Raw genomic sequence first — 18,111 nt, forward strand, 5'->3', positions numbered from 1 at the left:
AGTCAATAGTTCTTTGACTAAAATCAACGAAGTATGAAGTATTAATTTTCATACTTCATACTTCACACTTCACTATTGACTATTGACCATTGACCGTTGACCATTGACTATTGACTACTGACTATTAATTTAACTATGCTTTCTGGTTTACTAAAGTTAATACTAGGTTTTATCTTAGCGATCGCTGTTTTATTAGGTACAGGTCTAACAGTGGCGCTTTATTTCGTGAATCGAACTGCCATACCACCTGCTAAACCTATTTTTGCCAACGATAACCCTTCGTCGAAAAACCAAACCACCAAAGAAGCTAAAGACGAATCTGCACCTGCACTTACAACTAAACCTGAGCCGGAAAGTTCTCCAACACCAACGCCAACGCCAACTCCCACAAATTCTGCTAAAGAATTGCCACCAGGAGCTTATCAAGGACGCGTTACTTGGTCTGAAGGGTTGAGTTTACGCGCACAACCAAGCCAGGATGCTGAAAAGGTAGGCGGAGTTACTTTCAATCAAAAAATCATCGTTTTAGAAGAAAACCCAGATAAAACTTGGGTCAAAATCCGCGTAGAAGGTGGCGAACAAGAAGGTTGGGTAAAAGTAGGCAATATTGAACGTGTCAACTAAAGTATGAAGTATTAAGGATAAAGGATAAAACTATCTACCCTGCCTGGGCATAGGTATCAAAAAAATTATTTTTTGCTTGTTTTATTTTTCATCCTTGAGACTTCATACTTTTTTAGTAAAAGTCACATTTGTTACCCAGAGTATCTGGTATATTTTATATATCCTATTTAATTTAATTAAATTAAAAAATTCATAATTTTAAGTTAATCAGAGTGAATTAATTAAGATAAAAATCTTACGCTTCTGCCGGAAAACTATTTGCTCGATGTGATGTAAATCAATACCACCCCTCATAACAGTAGATAAAAGCTGAGCCTAAAAACTCTTTGACTCAGGGAATTGTCATCCGCCAAAAACTTGGGAAAAAATCATGGAAGCCATTGGTTATCTTCATGTCGCTTCAGCCTACGAAGCATCTGAAAACATCGAGGTTGTGCCAATAAAATTTGAGTTCAAATTTTTGCAGTGGCCGAAACTGTCTAGCCTAGCTGCGATGCGCCTTTTATCTGTAGCACTAACTATAGGAATTTTGAACGTAGCTGACCAAACTTTCGCGCTCCAGCAAGTAGGTAGTCAAGGAACAGAAGTCACAAATATTCAAAAGTGCTTAAAAAATTTAGGCTATTTTAATGGCCCAGTGACTGGTAGGTTTGCAAGTTTAACTCAAAGAGCAGTCATTGGTTTTCAAAAAGCTAGAGGACTAGCTGTTGATGGAATTGTTGGTGTTAACACCCAGAAAGCTTTGCAACAATCATGCCAAAGTGGAACTTCTAGTGGCAGTATTAATAATCAATTGCGAGTCGGCAGTAGTGGTCAAGCAGTTGCCCAGTTACAACAAAATTTGCGACAGTTAGGCTATTTTAACGGCCCCAAGACGGGCTATTTTGGCTCACAAACTCGTCAGGCGCTCATCCGATTTCAGCAAGCTTCGCGAATTCCTGCTAACGGAGTTTTTGACAGTAGAACTGCACAAGCCCTACAAAGTAATTTGAGTGTGGGTGGTGAATATCCCATCCTTGCAGAAGGTAGCAATGGCCCAGCTGTAACAAGACTACAACAACGTTTACGGGATTTGGGCTATTTTAAGATGAATCCCACCGGAAATTTTAGAAGTGTTACCAAAAATGCAGTTATTGCATTTCAGCGCAAAGCTGGCATACCAGCAACTGGGGTTGCTAATGCCCAAACTTGGGATGCATTATTGAATACTGCTCAAATTCCAGATAGAACTAATGCCTCGGCTCAACAAGTCAGAGATGTGCAACAACTGTTGCGTGATTTAGGATACTATAATGGCACTCCTACTGGTACTGTTGGCGCACTCACACGAGATGCAGTTGTACAATTTCAGCGAGACAATCAACTCCCGGCTGATGGAATTGTTGATACGCAACTTTTGAACGCAGTCCGCCAAGTCTGGGTAGCTAGATATTCTAATCAACCAACTAGGGTAGTTCTCTCAATGGGTGCGAGAGGAGAGAATGTCAGGAAAGTTCAAGAGCGTTTATCTGAATTAGGTTACTTTAATCGCTCTTTGGATGGGATTTTTGGTGAATATACCAAGGCTGCTTTAGTGGAATTTCAAAAAGATTATCGATTAAATCCCACTGGAAAGGTGGATGGACAAACTTGGCAAGTATTAGGCTTTGATAATTCTGTGGCGTTGAATCGTCCTGTGAGTAATCGTTATTATGTAGCAGCAGTGCCGATGCAAAATAGCGATACCCTCGACAAAGTGCGGCGCTTTGTTCCCAATGCTTTTCCAGATATGTCTATGACAGGGAATTATGTGAATGCTGGGGCATTTAGCGATCGCGCTGTTGCCGAAAATCTCACAAAAATGTTACGCTCCAAAGGCTTAAATGCCAGAGTGCAATTTCTTTAGTATTTAGGTAGCCTAGAGACTAAATTGCTATATTAAACACAAAGCAAAATAATGCCAGACTCAGCATTTATTATTTTTATTGTCTTTGGCTTTATTTGGGTAGCGATGGGAGTTTTTGCTGTCATTGCGTTGTTCAAGTCAGAAGGACAAAAAATTCGCTTTGACAAATGGGGACTGCTAGTAACTATCCCGATTATTGTCCCAATTGTGATTGTTTTGTTATATCAGCTAATTAGACCATTAATTTTGTAGAGACGTTGCAGCGCAACGTCTCTATTTGAAAACTACGATGCGACTTGTGCTGCTGTCCGAGTGCGTCGCCTTCTACCATCGGCAACTTTCACAGGTTGTTCTGGTTCATCAGGAATTTGCATTAACAAAGTCACCGTTGGTTGACATTGCAATTCCCGGCGAATCGAACGCGCTAATTCTCGCTCTAACGTTCCTTGCAATCCACCCCAGTCTACCTCTGGTTGCTCACCTTCTAAAGATGCAAATTCTGACCAACGCACGCTGAGGATTTCTTCAATGCGTTGCTGTACCCATTTTTGCAAGAGCGATCGCTCTACACTGGTAACAACACCTCGCAGATGAATTTCTGGCTTGGCCATCAGTTTACCAGCCCAATCAATCGCAGCTGCAATGGTGACAATACCTTCTTCTGCCATACGTTGTCGTTCTTGCAGAACTTTGGCACTCACCATACCTGAACTGGAAGTATCCACCAATTCAATACCAGACTGCACTTTACCAGCCGCACGGATGGAATTTTCCGTTAGTTCTATAACATCGCCATTCTGGATAATTACCATGTTTTCGGCAGGGATACCCATACTTTGGGCAGTTTCGGCGTGTTTGACTAACATCCGATGTTCACCGTGAACTGGCAAGAAGAATTTGGGACGAGTTAAAGCAATCATCAGCTTTTGGTCTTCTTGACAGCCGTGGCCGGAAACGTGAATTCCCTTATCTCGTCCATAGACAACCTTGGCACCCTGAAGCATCAATTTATCGATGGTATTTACAACCGCGATTGTATTGCCAGGGATTGGGTTGGCGGAGAAGACAACGGTGTCTCCTTCACGGATTTTGATGTGGGGATGTTCTTTATTAGCAATGCGGGTCATCGCTGCCATTGTCTCACCTTGAGAACCTGTGGTGAGAATCAGCACGTTTTCGTCTGGAAGGCTGCGAACCATGTGTAGTGGTTGCAGTAAGTTATCTTCACATTTGACATAACCCAGATTCCGGGCATGGGCAATCAAATTTAGCATCGAACGCCCGACAACTGTCACCACGCGGTTATGTTTCTGTGCTAGTTGCAAAATCATATTGATGCGATGCACAGACGAGGCGAAGGTTGTGACAAACAACCGCCCAGTAGCTTGACTAAAAACTCGATCCAAATTGGGATATACAGAACGTTCCGAAGGAGTGAAACCTGGCACTTCTGAGTTGGTGGAATCACTCAACAAGCAAAGCACGCCTTTTTCACCATGTTCTGCTAAGCGTTGCAAGTCAAATTTTTCCCCATCGACTGGGGTGTGGTCGAATTTAAAGTCCCCTGTGTGAATCACGACACCCAGGGGAGTATGAATAGCGACCGTGAAACTATCAGCAATTGAATGGGTGTTGCGGATGTACTCGACAAAGAAATGTTTGCCAATCCTAACTACATCACGCGGTAGAACTGAACGCAACTCTGTGCGATCGCGTACTCCTGCTTCTTCTAATTTACCTTCTAGCATGGCCATTGCTAGTCTTGGCCCATAAATCACTGGAATTTCAAATTGCTTCAGGTGAAAAGCAATGCCCCCAATATGATCTTCATGACCGTGGGTGACAATCATTCCTTTGATTTTATCCCTGTTTTCCCTGAGATAAGTTGTATCAGGAAGAACAATGTTCACACCGTGCATAGCTTCTGTAGGGAAGGCTAAGCCTGCATCTAATAAGATAATTTCATCATCGTATTCAAAAACGCAGGTATTTTTGCCAATTTCATGTAAACCGCCCAAAGGAATAATTTTTAGGGCGGAGTTAGCTTCGTTTTTAGCCATTTTCTCCTTAGTTAAATTGTTGTTTAGTGTTAATAAATTGAAGGTTAGCAAGCATGTATTAAAGACAACACTGGCTTTCTGTCAGAAAGCAGTCAAATTTCATTTAGATTTTCAACTGTTTGTTCAATAAAATCGAAATTTACACTGAATGAATCATCGTAAATATTTTTCAGCAGTGGTAGCACACCTATATAATGTGCATCCTCACAATCTGTCAATTATTCATATACATTTGTGGCAATTTACCAACCATTACTGCCTAAATTAAATTTAGTTTTTGCAGCACCGCTGCTAATTTTTGGCTAACTTCTGAGTCAGCCTCACATAGCGGCGGACGTGTTGAACCAACCTCCCAACCTTGAAGTTTGAGTGCTTGTTTAATGGGAATGGGATTTGTAGTTATAAATAAAGCTTTAAACAACGGGAAGAGTTGAAGATGAATGTCTTTGGCTTCTGCAATTTTTCCCGCACTAAAAGCTTGAATCATCTGCTGTATTTGGTTGCCTACCAGATGAGAAGCTACACTGACGACTCCTGTTGCCCCCAGCGCTAACAAGGGCAAGGTTAGGGAATCATCTCCAGCGTAAATCTGAAATTCTTGTGATGTCAAGCGACGGATTTCACTTGCCTGATCTAAATTACCACTGGCTTCTTTTATTCCAACAATGTTATCAATTTCAGCTAATTTGGCAACTGTTTCAGCACTGAGATTTTGACCGGTGCGTCCAGGAATGTTGTATAACAACAGTGGAATATCGGGGCAAGCTTTGGCAATTGCCTGAAAATGTTGATATAGACCAGCTTGTGGCGGTTTATTGTAATAGGGGACAACTTGTAATGTACCATGTACTCCTATTTTAGCCGCCTTTTGGGTAGCTGCGATCGCTTCTTTGGTGGAATTAGAACCACATCCTGCTATCACTTTGGCTTTGCCGGACACGGCCTGCAATACTTCCACAAATAGCTGATATTCCTCCTCCCAAGTTAGGGTAGGGGATTCTCCTGTTGTACCGCATACCACCAATGTGTCCGTGCCGTTGTTAGCTAGATGCGCTGCTAGTTCTGCCGCTACACCATAGTTAACACTACCGTCTGCTTTGAACGGCGTGATCATAGCGGTTAAAACTCTGCCAAAATCTCCCACCCTCTTTTTACTCCTGATTACCTGCTTGGTTTTTTGTATCTTGGTGGTTTTCTATAATGTAATAGCTTATTCGCCAATTACTTTCAAGAGTGATGCACTCATTTATTTTTTGTCATCTATATTGTGACTGATGACACAAAACTACTGAGAAACGTATGCTGTTGCTGACTTGAGTAGATTTTTTTCCACTAATAATTCAGCAATCTGCACTGCATTCAACGCTGCACCCTTGCGAATTTGATCACCACAAAGCCATAGTTCCAAACCGCAGGGATGAGAAAGATCCTGACGAATTCTACCCACTAAAACTTCATCCCGACCAGTGGCTTCTATTGGCATCGGAAAATGATTTGCCCGCCAATCTTCTACCAATTTCACTCCAGGGGAGTGACTTAAAATTTCTCTGGCGGTATCTGGACTAAATGGAGTCTCAAATTCTAGGTTAATTGCTTCGGAATGGGCGCGTAGTACGGGAACCCGTACACATGTTGCAGTAATCCTGATTTGTTGCGTGCCAAAAATTTTCCGAGTTTCATTCACCATTTTCATTTCTTCCTCACAGTACCCAAAATCGTTGATGGGGGTGTTATGGGGAAATAAATTAAATGCCAATGGGTAAGGTAATACTTCGGCGACTGGTTCTTGCCCTTGCAGAATGGCACTTGCTTGGGTTTTGACTTCTGCCATTGCTTTCGCACCAGCACCACTAGCTGATTGGTAGGTGGCGGCAACAATTCGTTGTATGGGTTTTACTTGATGTAATGGCCAGATTGCCACTGTCATCAAAATTGTCGTGCAGTTGGGATTGGCAATTATGCCTTGATGAGAAGCTGCGGCTTGGGGATTAACTTCTGGTACGACTAAAGGAACTTCTGGATTCATCCGAAAGGCGCTGGAGTTATCAATAACGACTGCACCTTTTTGGACTGCAATTGGTGCCCATTTTTTCGATGTGGAACCACCTGCACTAGCTAATACCAAATCTACATTTTCAAAGGCGCGATCGCTGACTGGTTCTACTACTAAATTCTCTCCTTTAAACGTTAGCGATCGCCCTACACTGCGCTCAGATGCCAGTAATTTTAATTCCGCAATCGGAAAATTTCGGCTTTCTAATAATTCCAGCAATTCTGTACCTACAGCGCCAGTCGCACCCAAAATAGCTACACGATATGTTTTAGACAAATGAACTTTCTCCTTGAATATAAGAAGTGATAAGTAATGTTTTGAAATTTTAATTTATTTAACTGACAGTCACAGATTTTGAATAATTCTTTATTTCTTCCTGCTTTTTGATCACAGTAGGTTATTTTTTGGGTTACATAACTTAATAAATAATTAATACCTTTACAATTTTTTATAATTACCCAGTAAATTTCCCACCAATAAAAAAAGTATATATTATTCTACAACAAATTACTGCTCAAGGAAAAATTGCCAGCACTTGCCGCTCAACCATCCATTATTCTGGAAAATTCTTCCAGTTAACAAACATTTTGCCTTAACAGTAAGTTGGACTTAGACAAGCGATCAATGTACTATGATTCGAGATGAGCTTCAGCCAGTACAGCCAACCACCAAGCTATATGCTTAGCACATAGTTAGACTTAGGATTGTCAAGCAAACAAACATCAAAAACAATGCTACAGTTGCGGGTTGAACCACAGGATATCACAGTGTCAGCCCTGTAATCTGAAAATCTACCTCCAACAGTAGATGAGGGGTGAAAAATTCCCAACCAACTAAAGATTAACTGATTTTTTGAGCATCAGAAATCTTTACAGACGTGAGAATCACATCTTTAAGTTCAGTTTAGAGGGTGTATAGATAAATATTATTGTGGTAAAGTGTCAAGTCCTTTGCCATTGGCAGTAAACTGGATATCTACTGAAGGCACCTGCCATTCCAACCTAGAGATATCAAACCACAGAAGCGTTCAATCGCAGTTTGTGTGTATGTACTTGGAGTTAAAAATACCAAATAGAGACGCAGCATGAAAGTTACCCAGGAGAAACTTCCCGCCAGCCAAATAGGGCTAGAAATAGAGATTACACCAGAAATCACTCAGCAAACCTACGAGCAAGTTATTAAAAACTTATCCAGTACTGTAAATATTCCTGGGTTTCGTAAAGGTAAAGTGCCTCGGCAAATATTGCTTCAGCGCTTAGGAATAACTCGCATTAAGGCAGCAGCCCTAGAAGAATTAATTCAAGATGGGATACAGCAAGCAGTCAAACAAGAAGACATCCAAGCGATTGGTCAACCGCAATTGCGTTCTTCATTTGATGATTTGATCAATAATTATGAGCCAGGGAAACCCCTGACATTCTCTGCTGCTGTTGATGTCGAACCAGAAGTCAATCTCAAGCAGTACACTGGTTTGCAAGCCCAAGCTGAGGAAGTTAAGTATGACCCAGCACAGGTAGATAATGTTCTCGAAAAAGAACGCCAACAAATGGCAACTTTGATTCCTGTAGAAGGAAGAGCAGCCCAAATCGGTGATGTCGCTGTTGTAGATTTTCAAGGGGTGATAGCCAAAGCTGAAGGCGAAGACCCCGATACAGAACCAACTCCAATTCCAGGCGGCGATGCTTCTGATTTTCAAGTGGAGTTACAGGAAGATAAATTTATCCCCGGTTTTGTTACGGGCATATTGGGGATGAATCCTGGCGAAACCAAGGAAATTTCAGCGCAATTCCCAGATCCTTACGTTAACCAAGAGTTAGCAGGTAAGCCAGCAATTTTTACCGTTACTCTCAAAGAACTGAAGGAAAAAGAACTGCCAGAATTGGACGATGATTTTGCCCAAGAAGTCAGCGACTTTGAAACCTTAGAAGAACTACGTAAATCTTTAGAAGAGCGGTATCAAAAAGAAGCTGAGGACAAAACTAAAACAAACAAGCAAGAAGCGCTACTGGCTGAACTGCTCAAGCATATAGAAATTGACTTGCCAGGTACTTTAATTGACCAAGAAGTAGACGCGATGCTAACACAAACAGCTATGCGCTTGGCACAGCAGGGGTTGGATGTGAGAAAGCTGTTTACTCAAGATATTATTCCGCAATTACGGGAGCGATCGCGCCCTGAGGCCATTGAACGTCTCCAACGTTCTCTATCCTTGCGAGAAATCGGCAAACGTGAGTCGCTTACAGTCACACCAGAAGAACTGCAAGCCAGAGTCGCAGAACTTTTGCAGCAATATTCTGAGGAAGATATTGACGAAGAAAGGCTCAGTTCGATGGTGGAAAACGAACTGTTGAGCGAAAAAATTATCAATTGGCTCTTAGACAACTCAACCGTTGAACTAGTACCAGAAGGAACTTTAAGCGCCAAAGAAGAAACAGCAGAAGCAACTGCACCTGAGACTGAGGCAAGTAGCAGCGAAGCTAAGGCAGAATCGGAAGCAGAAGGCTAAGGGTGCAGGGGTGCAGGGTGCAGGGGGAGAATATACACTCAGCACTCAGCACTCCCCTTCGGCTATCTCTACTTTTGGGCGATCGCAAGACAGCTAATCGTAGAGTAGGCTAGGGTAGTAAGTATCTGGTTTGAGTATGAAAAATTATTACTCAGCACTCAGTCGTCAAGATTTAATGGAGGCTTAATATTGCTGGAATATATAGACAAAAACCTATATCTGTAAATACCTGAGCTTGATACTGTGTTACACGAGAAAAATCTGGATGAGGCATAATGGTTAACACATAGCTCAAATAAAAATCTCATCCGTTAAAAAAGCAGCGATCGCTGCTGTAAACTAAGTCCTACTAATTGTCAGATGTTCTCCTATGCTTTTATCGCAGTCGGGAAATTACCCCATCATTAGTTCCAGCCACCTAGCTATTAACTCCCACATGAATGGCCCCAACAGCATTGTGCCAACTGTGGTAGAACAGTCCGGTATGGGAGAAAGAGCGTTTGACATCTACTCCCGCCTCCTACGCGAGCGGATTATATTTTTGGGAACTGCCATTGATGACACCGTTGCCAACTCAATTGTGGCGCAGTTGCTGTTCTTAGATTCTGAAGATCCAGAAAAAGACATTCAACTGTACATTAATTCGCCTGGCGGCTCCGTCTACGCAGGAATGGCAATTTATGATACAATCCAACAAATCCGTCCCGATGTTGTTACGATCTGTTTTGGATTAGCCGCAAGCATGGGGGCATTTTTGTTAGCCGCAGGAACTGCAGGTAAGCGGATGTCTTTACCTGATTCTCGAATTATGATCCACCAACCACTGGGTGGCGCTCAAGGTCAAGCTATTGATATAGAAATCCAAGCCAGAGAGATTCTTTATATCAAAGCGCAGTTGAATCAGTTATTGGCTCATCATACTGGTCAACCTCTAGAGAGAATCGAAGCAGACACAGACCGCGACTTTTTTATGTCGGCAGAAGAAGCTAAAAACTACGGTTTGATTGATCAGGTCATCTCCCGACAAAATATTCCCACAGCAGGGGAAAACGTCACAATTCTGAAATAAGAGGCTGGTATGTCTAAGTACGACTCCCATTTAAAATGTTCGTTTTGTGGCAAGTCTCAAGAACAGGTACGTAAGTTGATCGCAGGGCCGGGAGTTTACATCTGCGACGAATGCGTTGACTTGTGTAATGAAATACTAGATGAGGAGTTACTGGACACCAACGGTGTAGCGTCGCAACCAGCACCAAAGTCTGAAGCACCTCAAAAACGTCGGAATCGTTCTGCTAATATCTCTTTCAATCAAATACCCAAACCCAGAGAGATTAAAAAGTATTTAGACGAACACGTCATTGGCCAAGACGAAGCAAAAAAAGTTTTATCAGTCGCAGTTTACAACCATTACAAGCGGCTGGCAATCTTACAGTCTAAAGGCAGTGGTAAAAACGGGGTAGATGACTCGGTAGAACTGCAAAAATCTAACATTTTGTTAATTGGCCCGACTGGTTGCGGCAAAACGCTATTAGCGCAAACTCTAGCGAAAATTTTAGATGTACCTTTTGCGGTTGCTGATGCCACCACATTAACAGAAGCAGGCTATGTCGGCGAAGACGTAGAAAATATCTTGCTGCGACTGTTGCAAGTGGCAGATTTAGATGTAGAAGAAGCGCAACGAGGAATTATCTACATCGACGAGATTGACAAAATTGCCCGCAAAAGCGAAAATCCATCAATTACACGGGATGTCTCTGGCGAAGGCGTGCAGCAAGCTTTACTGAAAATGCTGGAAGGCACGATCGCCAACGTACCACCCCAAGGGGGACGTAAACATCCGTATCAAGACTGTATCCAAATCGATACCAGTAATATTCTATTTATCTGTGGCGGTGCTTTTGTTGGCTTAGAAAAGGTTGTAGAACAAAGAGCCGGGAAAAAGTCAATCGGTTTTGTACAGCCTGGAGAAGGCCAATCAAAAGAAAAACGAGCCGCAGATGTTCTGCACAATCTGGAACCTGATGATTTGGTAAAATTTGGCATGATTCCAGAGTTTATTGGGCGGATACCAATGGTAGCAGTGGTAGATCCTCTGGATGAAGAAGCGCTAATGGCGATTCTTACCCAACCACGCAGTGCTTTGGTGAAACAGTACCAAAAACTGCTGAAGATGGATAACGTCCAAATAGATTTTAAACAAGATGCCTTAAGAGCGATCGCGCAAGAAGCCTACCGCCGTAAAACTGGTGCAAGAGCATTGCGAGGCATTGTAGAGGAACTCATGCTAGATGTGATGTACGAGTTACCATCTCGTAAAGACGTAACTCGCTGCACAGTTACACGGGAAATGGTAGAAAAACGCTCTACTGCCGAACTCATAGTGCATCCATCCTCACTACCCAAACCAGAATCAGCGTAAGAGTCAAAAGTCAAAAGTCAATTGTCAATAGGCTTTTGACTTTTGGCTATGGACTATTGACTATGGACTATTGACTCATGGCTTACATTAATGTTCGTGGTGTTGAACATTACTACGAGTGGGTGAAACAATCATCTGCTTCTGCAACCAAACCCGTAATGGTGTTTGTTCACGGTTGGGCTGGTTCAGCTAGGTACTGGAAAAGTACTGCGAATGCTTTATCAGACCAATTTGATTGCTTACTCTATGATATGCGCGGGTTTGGGCGTTCAGGTGGGAAACCAAATACCATCCAAGCCAGTGAGTCTGTTGCAACATCCGAGTCAAGTCAAGAAACATCAGCCGCAATTCAAGAGTTAACTTATGAGTTGACAGAATATGCTGATGATTTGGCAGTGCTTTTAGATGAGTTGCAGCTTGGGCGTGTTTACATTCAAGCTCATTCAATGGGTGCGTCTGTTGCAACTTTATTTTTCAATCGCTATCCCCAAAAGGTAGAACGAGGGATTTTAACTTGTAGTGGGATTTTTGAATACGACGAGAAAGCTTTTACAGCCTTTCATAAATTTGGTGGGTACGTAGTTAAATTCCGTCCCAAGTGGTTAGGTAAAATCCCATTTGTTGATCGGATGTTTATGGCGAGATTCCTACATCGCTCCATTCCCAAAGCGGAACGTCAGGCTTTTTTACAAGATTTTTTAGAAGCAGATTATGATGCTGCTTTAGGTACAATTTTTACTTCAGTTAGCAAGGCACAATCTGAATTAATGCCGCAAGAATTTGCTAAGTTAACTGTCCCGACTCTGCTAGTGGCTGGCGAATACGACCAGATTATTCCAGCAGCGATGGGAAGACAAGCCGCAGCATTGAATGACAAAGTTGAGTTTGTGTTGATTCCTGATACAGCACATTTCCCAATGTTGGAAGATGCGCCGACTTATTTGCGACGAGTGCGAGAGTTTTTAGAGGTGACTGCACTAGAAGCGCAAGTGAGTTGATTTTTATACTAGTACTATGAAAATCTCACTCAGAGGCGCAAAGGCGCAAAGAGAAGGAAAGGAGGAATTCTATTCAAGTACGAAAGGTTCGCCATAGGTTTCACTGAAGCAAACTTGATTTGTCGGGAAGCGTCCACCATAAGGTTTGAAGGGTTCAGTCGCGTAGCCAAGTGCTAGTAAACAACAAACATCAACTTCTTCGGGTATTTGAAATGCTTGTTTAACTTGAGCGCTGACAAATCCTTCCATTGGGCAGCTATCTACACCAAAGCTTTTGGCGACAATCATCATGTAAGCAACTGCTAACATGGTGTGGCGGTTAGTCCAGGCTTCCATTGTGTCAAAGCTGGGATGGTTGGTGAAGAATTCAGGAATACTAGAACGGAGATAATTAGCGTAGCTGGGAGTCATGATTCCTTCATCTTCCCCTAGATGAATCACAGAGGTGATATTTGCCATTTGGGCTGCATTTCTGTCGCCACAACAAATTAACACAACTGGCGCTTCACCTATTTGGTGTTGGTTAAAAGCACAAGCTTGTAGTTTTTCTTTGTTTTGTTGACTTTTAACGATGATAAATCGCCAAGGTTGGAGGTTAAAGCCTGATGGTGCTTGTGCTGCTAGTTCTAGAATTTCTTGTAAAATGACTTCGGGAATGCGATCGCTCCTAAAAGCTCTGGCTGCTCGACGTTGCTTGATTGCTTCTATTAAGCCGATATAGGGGTGCATTTCTACAAACATAATCCCAGGACATTCGTTAGGTGAGTCTGCCTATGCCATTGTCCCTCTATCTTTGAACTTCTCACTTCTATCTGTGGGTTAACTCAAACCTAGTTCTCGTTTCAGCAAGTTAATTGAATTCATCCCAATGTAATTGTCAACTTTAATTAATTTCGGTGGTCGAATAATATCTTCAGCAGCAGCTTGCACTGCTATTTGTACCGCTCTAAAACTTACTACGTCGCTAATTATGACTTCAGCCCGCTTCACAATTGCCTGAAGTTTATAAGTATCTTTTGGTTGGGCAGTCATTACTAATAGTTCATCTCCGCGTAAACCGTGGAGGATGACTTCGGCTGCACGGGCAATGCCTGTACTCAGGCTGACTATGCCTATGCAGTTGTCCTTCGGCAGGTTTTTGACTAGATTAAGTTCTTTACTGTAGTCGTAGATATCCAGAGGAATAACTCTGACAGCTTTTGGCGCAGCAATTTGTTCTACTTCCGCAATAAAATAGCGACTGGTAACTACTGTAGCCGAGTTAGTTTTATCCAACACAGCTGTTAATTCTTCCATCATAATTAACTGGATGGGTATTTTCAGAGATTGCTCTAATTCATATACCATCAACTCCCCAGCACCAAGGTCTTGAGAAGGAACTGCAACCAACACCTGGGCGCTACAACGTAAACGCCAATCCATTTCAGCTAAAAATAGCTCCCGCGCTTGACTGAGGGAACAGCCTTGGGCAAGAAGTTGGTCAAGTGCTTGCTGTACAACTTTATATGCGTCCGGGTGTGCTTGCAGAATTGGTGATTGCAATCTGCTACCGCCCTCATGACCTTGGGCGCGGACATAAATTCCTGAACCAGCCAGACTTTCCACCAAACCTTCATCTTCTAGCTGGCGGTAAACTTTGCTAATGGTATTGCGGTGTAATCCAGTTTGCATGGCTAATGCCCGTGTGCTGGGCAATTTGTAAGCTGGTGGATATTGGCGGGACGCGATCGCAAACCGGATTTGATTAAATAACTGGGTAGATGCCGGAATTTCACTGTCTGGCTGAATACGGAATTGAATCATTACCAAAACTCCTAAATCAAGTAGCCATCAGTAATTAACTACATTTGCTACTTGTAGTATTTTTTATTTGTAACAATATTTATTCTTTAAGGAATTTCTAGTGTACTTACTTTTGGTAGTTGATAAATTACTAGGAAATAGCCTAAACATACTGGCATAGTTATATCAAATAATTACGGAGCATTAGTAGAAATTATTATGACTGAACTAGCAATAGACACCTCATGGGTTAAGCTTTCACAAAATAATTTGCAAATCTCGGCTTACTTGGCACAGCCACAAGCACCAGGTACTTACCCTGGAATTGTGGTATTGCAGGAAATTTTCGGCGTTAATAGCCATATTCGAGATGTGACTGAGCGAATTGCTAAGTTAGGGTATGTCGCGATCGCGCCTGCACTGTTTGATCGGTTCGCTCCGGGTTTTGAAACAGGCTACACTCCAGCAGATATTGAAGTTGGGAGAAAATATGCTTGGGAGCAAACCACAGCATCAGAGTTACTCAGCGATATTCAATTAGCCATTGATTATCTCAAAACTCTGCCACAAGTCAAACAAAATGCCATTGGTTGTATTGGCTTTTGCTTTGGTGGTCACGTAGCTTATCTGGCTGCCACTCTCCCTGATATCAAAGCTACCGCATCTTTTTACGGTGCTAGGATTACTACCAGCACACCAGGAGGCGGGGAAGCCACTTTGACACGTACCTCCCAAATTCCAGGCACAGTTTACGCCTTTTTTGGGATGGAAGATGCCAGCATTCCACCAGAACAAACAGACGAGATTGAAACAGAGTTAGAAAAATACAAAATTCCGCATCGTGTCTTCCGCTACGATGGAGCTGACCACGGATTTTTTTGCGATCGTCGTGGCAGTTATAATCCAAAAGCTGCTACTGATGCTTGGGTTCAGGTACAACAATTGTTTAGTCAATTAAACTGAAATCCAAAAGAGTCAATGGTCAATGGTCAATGGTCAAAATTAATTACTTTGGACTTTGGACTTTTGACTATGGACTTTGCGTAGCAATCCAGTGGTATTAGCTTAAATAACAATTAATTTTCATTAGTCATGAATTCCGAATCGAAAGTTTCTCAAAAAGCCAATTCGTCTTTTACAATGGACGATTTTGCCCAAGCGCTAGAAAAACACGACTACCAGTTTCAAAAGGGACAGGTAGTTCACGGTAAAGTTTTCCAACTTGACCCGGATGGCGCTTATGTCGATATTGGTGGCAAGTCGTCTGCTTATATTCCCCGCGATGAGGCTTCTTTGAGAGCGGTAACCGATTTATCGGAGGTGCTGCCGTTGCATGAAGATTTAGAGTTTTTGATTATCCGCGAACAAGATGCAGAAGGTCAAGTAACTCTTTCTCGACGGCAGTTAGAAATTCAGCATATCTGGGAAAAAGTAGCGCAAATGCAGGAAAATTCCCAAACGGTGGAAGTCCGGGTAACAGGTGTGAATAAAGGTGGTGTCACCGTTGATTTTCAATCTTTACGGGGGTTTATTCCGCGATCGCATTTATCGGAACGTGATAACTTAGAAGCACTTAAAGGTCATACTTTAACCGCTGGCTTTTTGGAAGTAGACCGCAACAATAAAAAACTGATACTTTCTCAACGTTTAGCAACTCGTTCAAGTAACTTCAGCTTGTTAGAAATTGGTCAGTTGGTAGAAGGTAAAGTAACTGGCATTAAACCATTTGGAGTATTTGTCGATTTAAATGGTATGAGTGCCTTGCTGCATATTAAGCAAGTCAGCCAGAAATTCATTGAATCTCTCGAAAAAGTCTTCCAAGTCGGCCAAACAATTAAAGCTGTAATTATTGACTTGGATGAAGGTAAAGGTAGAGTCGCACTTTCTACCAGAATCTTAGAAAACTTCCCAGGCGAAGTCCTGGAAAATATGGATGAAGTGATGGCTTCAGCAGAAGCACGCGCTCACCGTGCTGCTAATAAGGCTGCTGAATAGCTTAATGGTGTTGACTGTTGACTGTTAATGCTCAACAGTCAGCAACCTTATGTATATTAGTTTAAAAAAGATTTTTCTAGGCGATAGCTCTTTCGTAATTCCTGCAAAGTTTCTTCGGGAAAGGCAAATTTAATTAAGCCAACAAGTTCTCCCCAGCTTTGTAAGGTATCTTGAGAAAGAGCTTGCCAAAACTCATTCATAAAAAATTCTGCCCACCACTCAGGTGCTTGCTTTCTCTGCTCATAATCATGTTGTTTGCGCCACCGCCTACGCCATTTGATAAACTCGGACGGAGTGGGTGGCGCTACTCCCAAAATCGGCGGAAAATCCGCATAACTGACAAATTTGCTAACACCTTTGGCGTGGACGTAAACTACATAACGCCAGCATTCGATTGTATGTATATCACCAAAGCCAATGCGAAACATCAAACAAATTGCTTCTTCTGTCACAAATCGCGCTAGTGGATGCTGAAGTGAAGATTTGTGAACAATTTTTGATGCACGGATGACAAGCTCTCGTGGCTTGAGTGATGATACCATGAAAATACCTGTAACTTCGGTAGAATTAACCCTATCGGTGTTTACGGGATGCTTTTTGTAAACAATGCGATCGCCTTTCAGTTTCCAGGCCGGAAGGCGGTCTTTTTATACAGTATAATTATTAAAAGACTTATATCAGTCAGTTGTCAAGTAACTTATGGGCATGATTCGGCTGAAGATTCGAGAGTTTGCTGCGGAGAAGGGCTGGACATTAAAAGAAGTATCTGACCGTTCTGGTGTAGTTTACAGCACTCTCAGGACTTACGCGCGATCGCCGGGATTAGCAACTGTAGATTTTACCGCCATTCAGAAGTTAGCCAGGACTTTTGATGTGATGATTGAGGAATTGGTGGAAGTTGTTCAAGAATAATGATAAGTCTGAAGTCTGAAAAAAGTTTAAAAGCCGAAGTGGAAAAACTCCTTCTAGAACTGGGAAACCAAAACCTTCCCAAAGACTAGGAAAGACAAGTGCGATGCGATCGCTTGATTAGTAGTTGTAGGAGAAAGCCTACAGTAATCAGTCAAACAAAGGTGATAGTCAAAAACCATGCTTTTTACCCATTACCTTGGCAAACTGAATTGTTCTAAGATACAATCTACGCCTTAAGGAATCATGTTTACACACTCCTGACGACTTTTTGTATCTCTATTCAGGCATGATAATGGAAAATTTAGGATTTACTTTGTGGTTTACAGGTCTTTCTGGCGCTGGCAAGACCACAATTTCAAAAGGTGTAGCTTTGGAGTTAAAAACAAGAGGTTATCGTGTTGAGATATTAGATGGGGATGTAGTGCGGACTCATCTATCTCAGGGTTTAGGGTTTAGCAAACAAGATCGAGATATAAATGTCTGTCGGATTGGATTTGTCGCCAGTTTGTTGAGCCGTAATCAAGTTGTTTCTGTTGTGGCTGCAATTAGTCCCTTTAAAGATAGCCGCGAGAAAGTTCGAGAGATGAATGAAAACTTTGTTGAGGTTTATGTCAAAGCATCTTTAGAGGCTTGTGAACAACGCGATGTGAAAGGGTTATATGCTTTAGCTAGAGCGGGAAAAATCCCGGAATTTACAGGAATTGATAGTCCCTATGAAGAACCTTTAAATCCAGAAATTGTTTGTAATACTGAGCAAGAAAGTATTGTAGAAAGTATTAATAAAGTTATCAAGTACTTAGAAACAAGGGAATATATTCCAGCCTCTTCTGTTAGTAGTGAAAAACCAAGTTTGAAAGCATGATAATAAGTTTGAATG

Annotated in this window: 17 protein-coding genes; 11 read left to right on the forward strand and 6 right to left on the reverse strand. The window is 42.1% G+C overall.

Going from position 1 to position 18,111, the window contains the following annotated elements; translation table 11 throughout:
* Positions 1–135: 135 nt before the first annotated feature.
* The 3 genes from ACMX3D_RS27090 (at position 136) to ACMX3D_RS27100 (ending at position 2,761) form a co-directional block, all read left to right on the forward strand.
* Positions 136–624 (forward strand): SH3 domain-containing protein, encoded by a 489-nt coding sequence (locus ACMX3D_RS27090; protein WP_482748867.1) that lies wholly within the window; start codon positions 136–138, stop codon positions 622–624.
* 370 nt (positions 625–994) lie between these two features.
* Positions 995–2,509, forward strand: coding sequence for a peptidoglycan-binding domain-containing protein (locus ACMX3D_RS27095; protein WP_482748868.1), 1,515 nt, complete (start codon positions 995–997; stop codon positions 2,507–2,509).
* Between the two features lie 51 nt (positions 2,510–2,560).
* Positions 2,561–2,761 carry a hypothetical protein gene (locus tag ACMX3D_RS27100; RefSeq protein ID WP_482748869.1) on the forward strand — a complete coding sequence of 67 codons (201 nt, stop codon included), beginning with the start codon at positions 2,561–2,563 and terminating at the stop codon, positions 2,759–2,761.
* Between the two features lie 32 nt (positions 2,762–2,793).
* Here ACMX3D_RS27100 and ACMX3D_RS27105 read toward each other — a convergent pair whose 3' ends face one another.
* From ACMX3D_RS27105 to ACMX3D_RS27115, 3 genes are all read right to left on the reverse strand, one after another.
* Positions 2,794–4,569, reverse strand: a complete 1,776-nt coding sequence (locus tag ACMX3D_RS27105) for a ribonuclease J (protein WP_482748870.1) — start codon at positions 4,567–4,569, stop codon at positions 2,794–2,796.
* Positions 4,570–4,828: 259 nt separating this feature from the next.
* The gene (gene dapA, locus ACMX3D_RS27110) at positions 4,829–5,713 is read right to left on the reverse strand and encodes a 4-hydroxy-tetrahydrodipicolinate synthase (protein ID WP_482748871.1); all 885 of its coding nucleotides are present in this window, start codon (positions 5,711–5,713) and stop codon (positions 4,829–4,831) included.
* A gap of 141 nt (positions 5,714–5,854) precedes the next feature.
* Entirely contained in the window at positions 5,855–6,898 is a 1,044-nt protein-coding gene (locus tag ACMX3D_RS27115) for an aspartate-semialdehyde dehydrogenase (protein ID WP_482748872.1), read from the reverse strand.
* A gap of 808 nt (positions 6,899–7,706) precedes the next feature.
* Here ACMX3D_RS27115 and tig point away from each other — a divergent pair.
* The 4 genes from tig (at position 7,707) to ACMX3D_RS27135 (ending at position 12,545) form a co-directional block, all read left to right on the forward strand.
* Positions 7,707–9,128 (forward strand): trigger factor, encoded by a 1,422-nt coding sequence (gene tig / locus ACMX3D_RS27120; RefSeq protein WP_482748873.1) that lies wholly within the window; start codon positions 7,707–7,709, stop codon positions 9,126–9,128.
* 370 nt (positions 9,129–9,498) lie between these two features.
* Complete coding sequence (clpP, locus tag ACMX3D_RS27125) at positions 9,499–10,197, forward strand: ATP-dependent Clp endopeptidase proteolytic subunit ClpP (RefSeq protein WP_482748874.1); 699 nt, start codon at positions 9,499–9,501, stop codon at positions 10,195–10,197.
* A gap of 9 nt (positions 10,198–10,206) precedes the next feature.
* A complete protein-coding gene (gene clpX / locus ACMX3D_RS27130; protein ID WP_482748875.1) occupies positions 10,207–11,547 on the forward strand; it encodes an ATP-dependent protease ATP-binding subunit ClpX in 1,341 nt (446 codons plus the stop codon).
* Positions 11,548–11,624: 77 nt separating this feature from the next.
* Positions 11,625–12,545 carry an alpha/beta fold hydrolase gene (locus tag ACMX3D_RS27135; RefSeq protein WP_482748877.1) on the forward strand — a complete coding sequence of 307 codons (921 nt, stop codon included), beginning with the start codon at positions 11,625–11,627 and terminating at the stop codon, positions 12,543–12,545.
* 69 nt (positions 12,546–12,614) lie between these two features.
* On the opposite strand, the gene ACMX3D_RS27140 is transcribed toward ACMX3D_RS27135, so the two are convergent.
* Both ACMX3D_RS27140 and ACMX3D_RS27145 read right to left on the reverse strand, forming a co-directional pair.
* Positions 12,615–13,286: a nitroreductase family protein gene (locus ACMX3D_RS27140; protein WP_482748878.1), complete on the reverse strand. Its 672-nt coding sequence runs from the start codon at positions 13,284–13,286 to the stop codon at positions 12,615–12,617.
* Between the two features lie 78 nt (positions 13,287–13,364).
* Positions 13,365–14,348: a GntR family transcriptional regulator gene (locus tag ACMX3D_RS27145; protein ID WP_482748879.1), complete on the reverse strand. Its 984-nt coding sequence runs from the start codon at positions 14,346–14,348 to the stop codon at positions 13,365–13,367.
* A 198-nt stretch (positions 14,349–14,546) separates the two neighbouring features.
* Here ACMX3D_RS27145 and ACMX3D_RS27150 point away from each other — a divergent pair, with 198 nt between their 5' ends.
* Together ACMX3D_RS27150 and ACMX3D_RS27155 are read left to right on the forward strand one after the other, a co-directional pair.
* Complete coding sequence (locus ACMX3D_RS27150) at positions 14,547–15,290, forward strand: dienelactone hydrolase family protein (protein WP_482748880.1); 744 nt, start codon at positions 14,547–14,549, stop codon at positions 15,288–15,290.
* Positions 15,291–15,419: 129 nt separating this feature from the next.
* Entirely contained in the window at positions 15,420–16,322 is a 903-nt protein-coding gene (locus tag ACMX3D_RS27155; protein ID WP_482748881.1) for a S1 RNA-binding domain-containing protein, read from the forward strand.
* A 56-nt stretch (positions 16,323–16,378) separates the two neighbouring features.
* On the opposite strand, the gene ACMX3D_RS27160 is transcribed toward ACMX3D_RS27155, so the two are convergent.
* Complete coding sequence (locus ACMX3D_RS27160) at positions 16,379–16,864, reverse strand: hypothetical protein (protein WP_482748882.1); 486 nt, start codon at positions 16,862–16,864, stop codon at positions 16,379–16,381.
* A gap of 157 nt (positions 16,865–17,021) precedes the next feature.
* Between ACMX3D_RS27160 and ACMX3D_RS27165 the strand changes: the two genes are divergently transcribed.
* Together ACMX3D_RS27165 and cysC are read left to right on the forward strand one after the other, a co-directional pair.
* Entirely contained in the window at positions 17,022–17,234 is a 213-nt protein-coding gene (locus ACMX3D_RS27165; protein WP_062293164.1) for a helix-turn-helix domain-containing protein, read from the forward strand.
* Positions 17,235–17,526: 292 nt separating this feature from the next.
* A complete protein-coding gene (gene cysC, locus ACMX3D_RS27170; protein ID WP_482748883.1) occupies positions 17,527–18,096 on the forward strand; it encodes an adenylyl-sulfate kinase in 570 nt (189 codons plus the stop codon).
* The last annotated feature ends 15 nt before the right edge of the window (positions 18,097–18,111 follow it).

Source organism: Anabaena sp. TISTR 8404, from assembly GCF_056847745.1.

Bases quoted from the DNA above. Each gene is read 5' to 3' on its own strand.
- tig (WP_482748873.1), top strand. From the start codon at position 7,707: ATGAAAGTTACCCAGGAGAAACTTCCCGCCAGCCAAATAGGGCTAGAA.
- clpP (WP_482748874.1), top strand. From the start codon at position 9,499: ATGCTTTTATCGCAGTCGGGAAATTACCCCATCATTAGTTCCAGCCAC.
- cysC (WP_482748883.1), top strand. From the start codon at position 17,527: ATGGAAAATTTAGGATTTACTTTGTGGTTTACAGGTCTTTCTGGCGCT.
- ACMX3D_RS27135 (WP_482748877.1), top strand. From the start codon at position 11,625: ATGGCTTACATTAATGTTCGTGGTGTTGAACATTACTACGAGTGGGTG.
- ACMX3D_RS27140 (WP_482748878.1), bottom strand. From the start codon at position 13,286: ATGTTTGTAGAAATGCACCCCTATATCGGCTTAATAGAAGCAATCAAG.
- clpX (WP_482748875.1), top strand. From the start codon at position 10,207: ATGTCTAAGTACGACTCCCATTTAAAATGTTCGTTTTGTGGCAAGTCT.
- ACMX3D_RS27100 (WP_482748869.1), top strand. From the start codon at position 2,561: ATGCCAGACTCAGCATTTATTATTTTTATTGTCTTTGGCTTTATTTGG.
- ACMX3D_RS27090 (WP_482748867.1), top strand. From the start codon at position 136: ATGCTTTCTGGTTTACTAAAGTTAATACTAGGTTTTATCTTAGCGATC.
- ACMX3D_RS27160 (WP_482748882.1), bottom strand. From the start codon at position 16,864: ATGGTATCATCACTCAAGCCACGAGAGCTTGTCATCCGTGCATCAAAA.
- ACMX3D_RS27155 (WP_482748881.1), top strand. From the start codon at position 15,420: ATGAATTCCGAATCGAAAGTTTCTCAAAAAGCCAATTCGTCTTTTACA.
- ACMX3D_RS27105 (WP_482748870.1), bottom strand. From the start codon at position 4,569: ATGGCTAAAAACGAAGCTAACTCCGCCCTAAAAATTATTCCTTTGGGC.
- ACMX3D_RS27095 (WP_482748868.1), top strand. From the start codon at position 995: ATGGAAGCCATTGGTTATCTTCATGTCGCTTCAGCCTACGAAGCATCT.
- ACMX3D_RS27165 (WP_062293164.1), top strand. From the start codon at position 17,022: ATGGGCATGATTCGGCTGAAGATTCGAGAGTTTGCTGCGGAGAAGGGC.
- ACMX3D_RS27150 (WP_482748880.1), top strand. From the start codon at position 14,547: ATGACTGAACTAGCAATAGACACCTCATGGGTTAAGCTTTCACAAAAT.
- ACMX3D_RS27145 (WP_482748879.1), bottom strand. From the start codon at position 14,348: ATGATTCAATTCCGTATTCAGCCAGACAGTGAAATTCCGGCATCTACC.